Annotated in this window: 9 protein-coding genes; 2 read left to right on the top strand and 7 right to left on the bottom strand. The window is 69.7% G+C overall.

Going from position 1 to position 7,559, the window contains the following annotated elements; all coding sequences use genetic code 11:
* Positions 1 to 77 precede the first annotated feature (77 nt).
* Together ACFFNX_RS35970 and ACFFNX_RS35975 are read right to left on the bottom strand one after the other, a co-directional pair.
* A complete protein-coding gene (locus tag ACFFNX_RS35970) occupies positions 78 to 512 on the bottom strand; it encodes a VOC family protein (protein WP_378210453.1) in 435 nt (144 codons plus the stop codon).
* Positions 513 to 595: 83 nt separating this feature from the next.
* A complete protein-coding gene (locus tag ACFFNX_RS35975; RefSeq protein WP_378210455.1) occupies positions 596 to 1,639 on the bottom strand; it encodes a pentapeptide repeat-containing protein in 1,044 nt (347 codons plus the stop codon).
* Between the two features lie 239 nt (positions 1,640 to 1,878).
* Between ACFFNX_RS35975 and ACFFNX_RS35980 the strand changes: the two genes are divergently transcribed.
* Positions 1,879 to 2,301 (top strand): hypothetical protein, encoded by a 423-nt coding sequence (locus ACFFNX_RS35980; RefSeq protein WP_378210457.1) that lies wholly within the window; start codon positions 1,879 to 1,881, stop codon positions 2,299 to 2,301.
* Entirely contained in the window at positions 2,298 to 2,426 is a 129-nt protein-coding gene (locus ACFFNX_RS35985; RefSeq protein WP_378210458.1) for a hypothetical protein, read from the top strand. Before ACFFNX_RS35980 ends, ACFFNX_RS35985 begins: the two co-directional genes overlap by 4 nt.
* Before the next feature lie 14 nt (positions 2,427 to 2,440).
* On the opposite strand, the gene ACFFNX_RS35990 is transcribed toward ACFFNX_RS35985, so the two are convergent.
* Genes ACFFNX_RS35990 through ACFFNX_RS36010 form a run of 5 tightly spaced genes read right to left on the bottom strand, consistent with a single transcriptional unit; the run spans position 2,441 to position 7,319 of the window.
* Positions 2,441 to 3,442, bottom strand: coding sequence for a substrate-binding domain-containing protein (locus ACFFNX_RS35990; RefSeq protein ID WP_378210459.1), 1,002 nt, complete (start codon positions 3,440 to 3,442; stop codon positions 2,441 to 2,443).
* 32 nt (positions 3,443 to 3,474) lie between these two features.
* Entirely contained in the window at positions 3,475 to 4,476 is a 1,002-nt protein-coding gene (locus tag ACFFNX_RS35995; RefSeq protein WP_378210461.1) for an ABC transporter permease, read from the bottom strand.
* Positions 4,473 to 5,966 (bottom strand): sugar ABC transporter ATP-binding protein, encoded by a 1,494-nt coding sequence (locus ACFFNX_RS36000; protein WP_378210463.1) that lies wholly within the window; start codon positions 5,964 to 5,966, stop codon positions 4,473 to 4,475. The genes ACFFNX_RS35995 and ACFFNX_RS36000 overlap by 4 nt, the downstream gene beginning before the upstream one ends.
* 13 nt (positions 5,967 to 5,979) lie before the next feature.
* A complete protein-coding gene (rbsD, locus tag ACFFNX_RS36005; RefSeq protein ID WP_378210464.1) occupies positions 5,980 to 6,384 on the bottom strand; it encodes a D-ribose pyranase in 405 nt (134 codons plus the stop codon).
* Positions 6,381 to 7,319 carry a ribokinase gene (locus tag ACFFNX_RS36010; protein WP_378210465.1) on the bottom strand — a complete coding sequence of 313 codons (939 nt, stop codon included), beginning with the start codon at positions 7,317 to 7,319 and terminating at the stop codon, positions 6,381 to 6,383. Before ACFFNX_RS36010 ends, rbsD begins: the two co-directional genes overlap by 4 nt.
* Between the last annotated feature and the right edge of the window lie 240 nt (positions 7,320 to 7,559).

Genomic DNA, 7,559 nt, shown 5'->3' on the forward strand with positions numbered 1-7,559 from the left:
GTGTCTGGGAGGGCGGGGAGTGTCTGGGAGGGCGGGGCTTCGAAACACGCCCTAGGCCAGGCGTGCGGCGAGGGTGGTCAGTCGAGGCAGAACTCGTTGCCCTCGATGTCCTGCATCACGAGGCAGGATTCGTCGATGCCATCGGCGGGCAGCAGTCGTACGCGTACCGCGCCGAGTGTGACCAGTCGTGTGCATTCGGCCTCAAGTGCGGCCAGGCGCTCTTCGCCCATGAGCCCGGTGCCGACCCGTACGTCAAGGTGTAGCCGGTTCTTGACGACCTTGCCTTCGGGAACGCGCTGGAAGAACAGCCGCGGGCCCACGCCTGAGGGATCACTGCACGCGAATGCCGAGCCCTGACGCTCAGGTGGCAGCGCGCGATCGAAATCGTCCCACGTGGCGAACCCCTCCGGTGGCGGCGGTACGACGTACCCCAGCACGTCGCACCAGAAACGGGCGACGCGCTCGGGGTCTGCGCAGTCGAAGGTGATCTGGATCTGCCTGACCGACGCCATCGGCCCACCATAGACGGCAGGCCAGAGGGAGTACGAGCCTCCAGCGAAGTCGCCGTGCAGGGGCGGCCGCTTCGGCGCGGGGGCTATGCGGGAGGCAGCAGCAGACCTGCGGGCGGATCCGTGGCGATGCCCTTGCCGAGGCCGCCCCGGCGGCCGGAGAACGTCGCGTCGCTGAAGTCGACGGTGCTGCCGGAGAACTCCGTACCGGTGAAGACGACGGCGGTGCCGGAGAACTCCGCGTCGGTGAAGTGGAGGGCGCCGCCGGACAGTTTCGCGTCGGTGAAGTCGAGAGTGCCACCGGAGAACGTCGCGTCGTTGAAGTGGGCGATGGTGCCGGAGAACTCCGCGCCGGTGAAGCCGATGGTGCCGCCGGAGAGCGCCGCGCCGGTGAAGCCGATGGTGCCGCCGGAGAACTCCGCGCCGGCGAAGTCGAGGGCGCCGCTGGAGCATGTCGCGCCGGTGAGGTCGATGGAGGCGCCGGAGAACGTCGCGGTGATGAAGTAGTGGGTGGTGCCGGAGAACGTCGCGTCGCCGAAGAGGACGGTGCCGCCGGAGAACTCCGCGGCGACGAAGTGAACGGTGCCGCCGGAGAAGGTCGTGCCCGTGAAGTCGATGGTGGCGCCGGTGAACCCGGCGCCGGTGAAGTCGACGGTGGCGCCCGAGAACACGGTGCCGGTGAAGTCGAGGGTGCCGCCGGAGAACACGGCGTCGCTGAAGTCGACGGTGCCGGCGGAGAACTCCGCGCCGCTGAAGTCGCCTCCGTCGAAGCGGACACCGGTGAAGTCGAAGTCATGGCCCCGCCAGGAGACCCGAGCGTCGTCGCGCAGGTGTGCGGTGATGATCGAGATGACGGCGTGGTGTACCTCCTGGCTGCCGCCGAACGCCAGTTGCTCGGCGGCCGGAGGGCCGGCCTCCGGGGGAGGTTCGTAGGGCATCCGCAGGTAGGCGCACAGCTCATCGATGCAGGTCTGCCGGCTCTCCGGCCAGTCGTCGGCCAGACCGGCCAGCGCGTACACCCCGGCCAGCCGCACCGCGGTCTCGGTGTGTCCGAGCCGCCTTGTCGCGGTGGCGAACCGTCTGTTGAACACCCGCACCCGGTCATCCTCTCCGCGCCGTTGCTCCGACATTTTCCCGTTCCCGGCGAGTCGTCGCTTGCGGAAGTCCATCACCCATGGGTGACACGTGGTCGCGGTCTGGCCGTCGGTGTCCTTACGCCCGATGACGCAATCCGGGCTACGGGCCGAAGCGTCCAACATTCAGTGCGGCGGCTGCGGGGAGGGCGCGCATGGAAGATCTACCACCTCGGCCCGGTACGGCGGACGACCCGGGTGTGGTCGATCGTCGCCCGCCCGTATGGATATGGGGCGTGTTCGCCGGCTGGCTTGTGTTGGTGGGCGGCTGGATGCCGGTCTTGGCGCTCATCGTCACGCACCGCAAGAGTTGGCCGGGCGCGGTTCATATCCTGACCCTGGCCGGTATCCTGCTGCCCGCCATCGGCGCGGCTGGAACAGTGGCGTTCGGATTCGTGCTCGGCCGGTGGGTTCCCCGGATCGGTTCGTGGCTCAAGATCGGTTGTGCCGCCCCGGTCGGCTGCCTTTCGTGGGTGTTCTGGTTCGCGATCGCGTATGCCGTGTCGGTCGCCGGTGCCGACGCCTCCACGGATGACAGCGGGGCGGTGGGCGCGGTGATCCTCGAGCCGTTCGCGCTGCTCGTCATCGGCGCTCTGCTCGGCCTGGGCGCCGGGATCGGAGTCGCGTGTCGCGCACGGGCGACCGGCCATGCCGAATGAGTGAGCACGCGGAACGAATCCAGTACGGCGCCTCCGACCGCGCTCACGTGCTGGACCACGTGCGCACCGCGGGTGGGAGGCGCGGCACGGCGATCGTCAAGGGCCCGCCGGCCACGATGGGCTGAGCGGGCCCTCCGCGTCAGCGCAGGGACGAGGGGACGTCCGCGGTGTCGCCGAGTCCCACGAGGTACTTGGCGTACTCCTTGACGTTGTCCTTGGTGATCAGCTTCCCGTGGAGCGTCTCCTCGGTGTCGACCTGCTTCCCCGCCAGGATGTCGCTCGCGAGGCTGCTGACCTTCTGGCCGAGCGCGTACGGCGACTCGGCGTTCGTCGCCGCCATCTGGCCGGAGGCGATGGCGGCGAGTGCGTCGGAGATGCCGTCGTTGCCGACGAGTTCGACCTTGCCGGCGAGGTTGCGGGCCTTGAGCGCGGACAGCGCGCCCATCGCCATCTCGTCGTTGGCGGCGTAGACCCCGTCGATGTCGGAGTGCGCCTGCAGGACGTTGGTCATCACGTTGAGCGCCTTGGCGCGGTCGAAGCCGGCCGACTGCTTGGCGACGACGGTGATGCCCTTGTACTTGGCGATCTCCTCCTCGAAGCCCTTGCTCCGGTCCTGCGCGACGTTGGTGCCGAGGATGCCCTGGATCTCCGCGACCTTGCCCTTGCCGTCGAGGGACTTGGCGAGCGCGTCGGCGGCGTTGCGTCCCGCCTCGACCGCGTCGTAGCCGACGAAGCAGGTGAGCTTTCCACCGGACGGCTTGCGGTCGAACGCCATCACGGGGATGTTCGAGGAGTTCGCCTGGTTCACCGCGGAGGTCGCGGACTGGCTGCTGACGGGGTCGAGGATCAGGACTCCGACCTGCTTGGAGATGGCGGTCGTGCTCAGGTTGAGGGCGGTCGCGTCGGAGTTGTCGGCGTTCTGCACGGCCAGTTTGAGGCCCTGCTTGGCCGACTGCGCCTGGGCGCCGTTCTTCACGCTGACGAAGAACGGGTTGTTCAGGGTGCTCATGATCATGGTCGCGTCCTTCTTGCCGGACGCGGCCTTGCCGCCGGTGGCCGTCGAGCCGCCGCCCCGGCTACAGCCGGTGAGGGAGAGCGCGGCCGCCGCGGTGAGGGCGATGACGGAACGGACGATACGCATGGTGGGGGCTCCTTCGTTCGTTGCGATGGGGGTCACTGCCGGGCGAGTTCGGGCGTGGTCGAGGAGGACGCCGCGTCGCCGGGTCCGCTGCGTCTGGTCACGAGCCCGCGGAGGGCGTCGAGGTTACGGTCGAGGAAGACGGCCAACAGGATGACCAGGCCCTTGACGACGTCCTGGAGGAACGGCGAGACGTCGAGCAGGTTCATCCCGTTGTCGATGACTCCCAGCACGAGGGCGCCGACGAGGGTGCCGAGCAGAGTGCCGCGGCCTCCGGCGAGGCTGGTGCCACCGATGATCACCGCGGCGATGGCCTCGAGTTCGAGGCCGGTGCCCGCGGTCGGCTCCGCGGTGGACAGCCGGGCGGTGAGGATGAACCCCGCCAGCGCCGCGAGGACACCGCTGATCACGAAGGCGAGCACCTTGACCCGCTGGGTGCGGATGCCGGACAGCCGTGCCGCCTCGGCGTTGTCGCCGGTGGCGTACACGAAGCGGCCGTAGCGGGTCCGCGCGAGCACGAAACCGAAGACCGCGAACACGACGAGCATGATCAGCACCGGGACGGGGATACCGGCCAGCCGGTTCTGGCCGATGCCCTGGAACGTGTAGTCGGTCACCGCGACCGGGTTGCCGGACGTCAGCTGCAGGCTCAGGCCGCCGAGTACCGACATGGTGGCGAGCGTCGCGATGAACGAGGGCATGCGGGCCTTGGTGACCAGCAGCCCGTTGATCAGACCGACGGCGACGCCGACCGCGACACCGGCGGCGAGGGCCGGGAGGAGCCCGTCCGAGCGGAGGATCTGCGCCGTCACGACGGCGGAGAACCCGAGCGCCGCGCCGACGGACAGGTCGATCTCGGCCAGGATGATGACGTACGTCTGCCCGACCGCCAGGAGCGCCGCGACGGAGGTGGCCAGGCCGACGTTGAGCAGGTTCGTGCTCGTGAGAAAGACCGGCGAGGCGATGGTGAGGATGATTCCGACGAGCAGCAGCATCCACACGGCGCGCAGCCGGCTCGCGAGGGACTTGAGGTTCATGCGGCACCTACCAGTGCGTGCTCGAGGATGGACTGCTCGTTGACACGGTCGCCGGTCAGTTCCGTGACGATCCGGCCTTCGCGCATCACGACCACGCGGTCGGACATCGCCACGAGTTCGGGCAGGTCGGAGCTGACCAGGACGACGGCGACACCGTCGGCGGTGAGCTTGTTGATGATGCGGTAGATCTCGGTCTTGGCTCCGACGTCGACACCGCGCGTGGGCTCATCCATGAGGAGGACCCGGGGGCCGGCCATCACCCACTTGGCGAACAGGGCCTTCTGCTGGTTTCCGCCCGACAGCGAACCGACGGCCATGGCGGGCGACGCGGCCCGTACCCGCAGGTCGGTCATGACGGCGCCGGTCTCGGTGCGTTCGCCGGCCCTGCGTACGACCCCGCTCACGCCGGTGAAACGGTGCAGCGAGGCGAGCGACACGTTCGCCTCCACCGACAGCGCGCCGCACAGCCCCTCGGCCTGCCGGTCCGGCGACAGGTAGGCGATGCGGCTCTCGATCGCCTCGCGCGGACTCCGTACGCGTACGGGGGAGCCGTCGATGGTCACCGATCCGCCGGTCATCGGTTCAAGCCCGAACAGCGCCCGGAGCAGGGTGCTGCGCCCGCACCCCACGACGCCGCCGATGCCGAGCACCTCACCGGCACGGACCTGGACGTCGACGCCGTGGAAGTCCGGTCCGGTCACGCCGTCCGTCTCCAACACGACCTGATCGGTGGCGTTGCGCTCCTTGGGGTAGAAGTCGTCCACGCCCTCGCCGACCATTGCCGTGACGACCTGCCGGGTCTCAAGGTCCTCCACGGCATCGTCGAGGGTCACCCGCCCGTCGCGCAGGACCACGATCCGGTCGGCGAGGTCGAACACCTCATCCATCCGGTGGCTGATGTAGATCACCGACACGCCGGCGTCCCTGAGCCGCCGTACCTGCGTGAACAGCCGTTCCGACTCGCGCTCGTCCAGCGCGGCGGTGGGCTCGTCCAGGATCAGCAGGGACGGCTCGTGCGTCATGGCCTTGGCGATCTCGACCATCTGACGCTCGGCGACGTTGAGGCCGGAGACCGGCCGGCGTACGTCGAGGTGCACGTCTAGCTTCTGCAGCGCCGCCTCGGCCGCCTCGACCATCCGCCGCTTGGCGACGAGCACGCGGCCGAACCGGCGTTCGCGGTCCAGGACGTACATGTTCTCCGCCACGCTGAGGTGCGGGAAGAGGTTCTGCTGGAACTCCTGGTAGATGACCTCGATGCCGTGTGCCATCGCGGCCTGCGGGTCCTTGAGGACGACGGGCGTGCCGTCGATCAGAATCCGCCCGGAGTCGGGCTGGTGGGCGCCGGAGACGATCCGCGTGATCGTGGACTTGCCGGCGCCGTTCTCCCCGGCCATGGCGAGGACCTCGCCCGGGGCGATCTGGAAGCCGACGCCGCGCAGCACATGGTTGTCCCCGAAGGACTTGTGCACGTCGGCCAGTTCAATGCGCATGTCAGTCTCCCGGTCAGTACACGACGCCCGCGGTGAGCAGCACGTTCGCGTACGGGGTGAACTCGCCGGACCGTACGGCGGCGCGAGCGGTACCGGTGGCCCGCTTGAACTCGGTGTGCGGGACGAACTCCAGCGCCACGCCCAGGCGCTCGAAGCGCTCCTCGATCTGCGCGAGCATCTCGGGGCTGGCCTGCCTGATCTCCTCGGAGAGCAGCACCGCCTCGACCGCGACCTCGTCCAGTACGGCGTCCAGGACATCGAGAAAGCGCGGCAGGTTCTCGCGGAGAGCCAGGTCGACGCGCTCGACGCCGGACGGGATGGGCAGGCCCGCGTCGGTGACGACGAGCCGGTCGGTGTGGCCCGTCTCGGAGATCACCCGGGCGAGCTGGCCGTTGAGGGTTCCGCCGTTGCGCCTCACTGGGCGGCTCCTTCCAGAGTGGTGATGAGTGCGTCGACGGCCTGCCGGTCCGGAAGGGACGGGCTGGCGCCGGGGTGCGTGGTGGCCAGGGCGCCGGCGGCGGTGCCGCGCTGGATCGCGAGGTCGACCGGCAGGCCGGCGGCGATGCCGGCGCCGAGGCAGCCGGTGAAGGCGTCGCCCGCCGCGGTGGTGTCGACCGGAGTGACGGGGAACGCCGGGAAGTGGCGGGTTCTCTCCGCCGTGACGGACACGACGCCGGCCGAGCCGAGCGTGATGACCGCGTGCCGTACGCCGCGTTCGAGGAACCAGGCTCCCGCCCGTACGGCGGAGCCGGGGCCGTCGACCTCCACGCCGGTCAGCGCCTGGGCCTCGCTCTCGTTCGGCGTGACGATGTCGACGTGGCGCCAGACGTCCTCCGGCAGCGGCTGCGCCGGAGCCGGGTCGAGTACGACCGTCAGCCCGGCCGCCGCGCCGGCCTTCGCGGCATGGCAGGTGACCTCGGCCCGGACCTCGAGCTGGAGGAGCATCACGCCGACCGAGCCCTGGGTGGCCCGGATGCTCTCGTCCACCATCTCGGTGCTGAGGTCGGCGTTGGCCAGGGGAGTGATGACGATGTCGTTCTCGCCGGAGGCGTCGACGCGGATGTGCGCCACGCCGGTACGGCCCTCGACCGTACGGACCTCGCTCAGCTCCACGCCGTGGGAGCGCAGCCCCGACAGGACGATCTCGCGGAACGGGTCCCGTCCCACGCACGCGGCCATCCACGTCGGCGCGCCGGCGCGGGCCGCGGCGACGGCCTGGTTGGCTCCCTTTCCGCCGAGAACCAGGGTGAAGTCGTCGCCGAGCACCGTCTCCCCGCGGTTCGGGAGCCGTTGACTGAACGCCGTGACGTCCGCGGTGATGCTGCCGACGACGAGTACACCGTTCGGTTCCATGGCGGGCCTCCTGTTCTGGGGATGCTGTTTCAGGGATGAGCGGACTGGGGTCACGGCGCTCGCCGTGTCCCTGGGGCTTGCTATTAAGGGGTGGGCCGGGTCAGATGCCGACGGGGTGCCAGACGGTTTTGGTTTCCAGGAATGTGGTCATCCGGGCGGTGCCTGGATGGGCCGTCCAGTCGTTTTCGGCGGGGCGCAGGACGCGTTTGAGGTTGGTCGCGGCGGCTTGTTCGCACTGGG

This window comes from Actinoallomurus acaciae, from assembly GCF_042429965.1.
Taxonomy (GTDB): Bacteria; Actinomycetota; Actinomycetes; order Streptosporangiales; family Streptosporangiaceae; genus Actinoallomurus; species Actinoallomurus acaciae.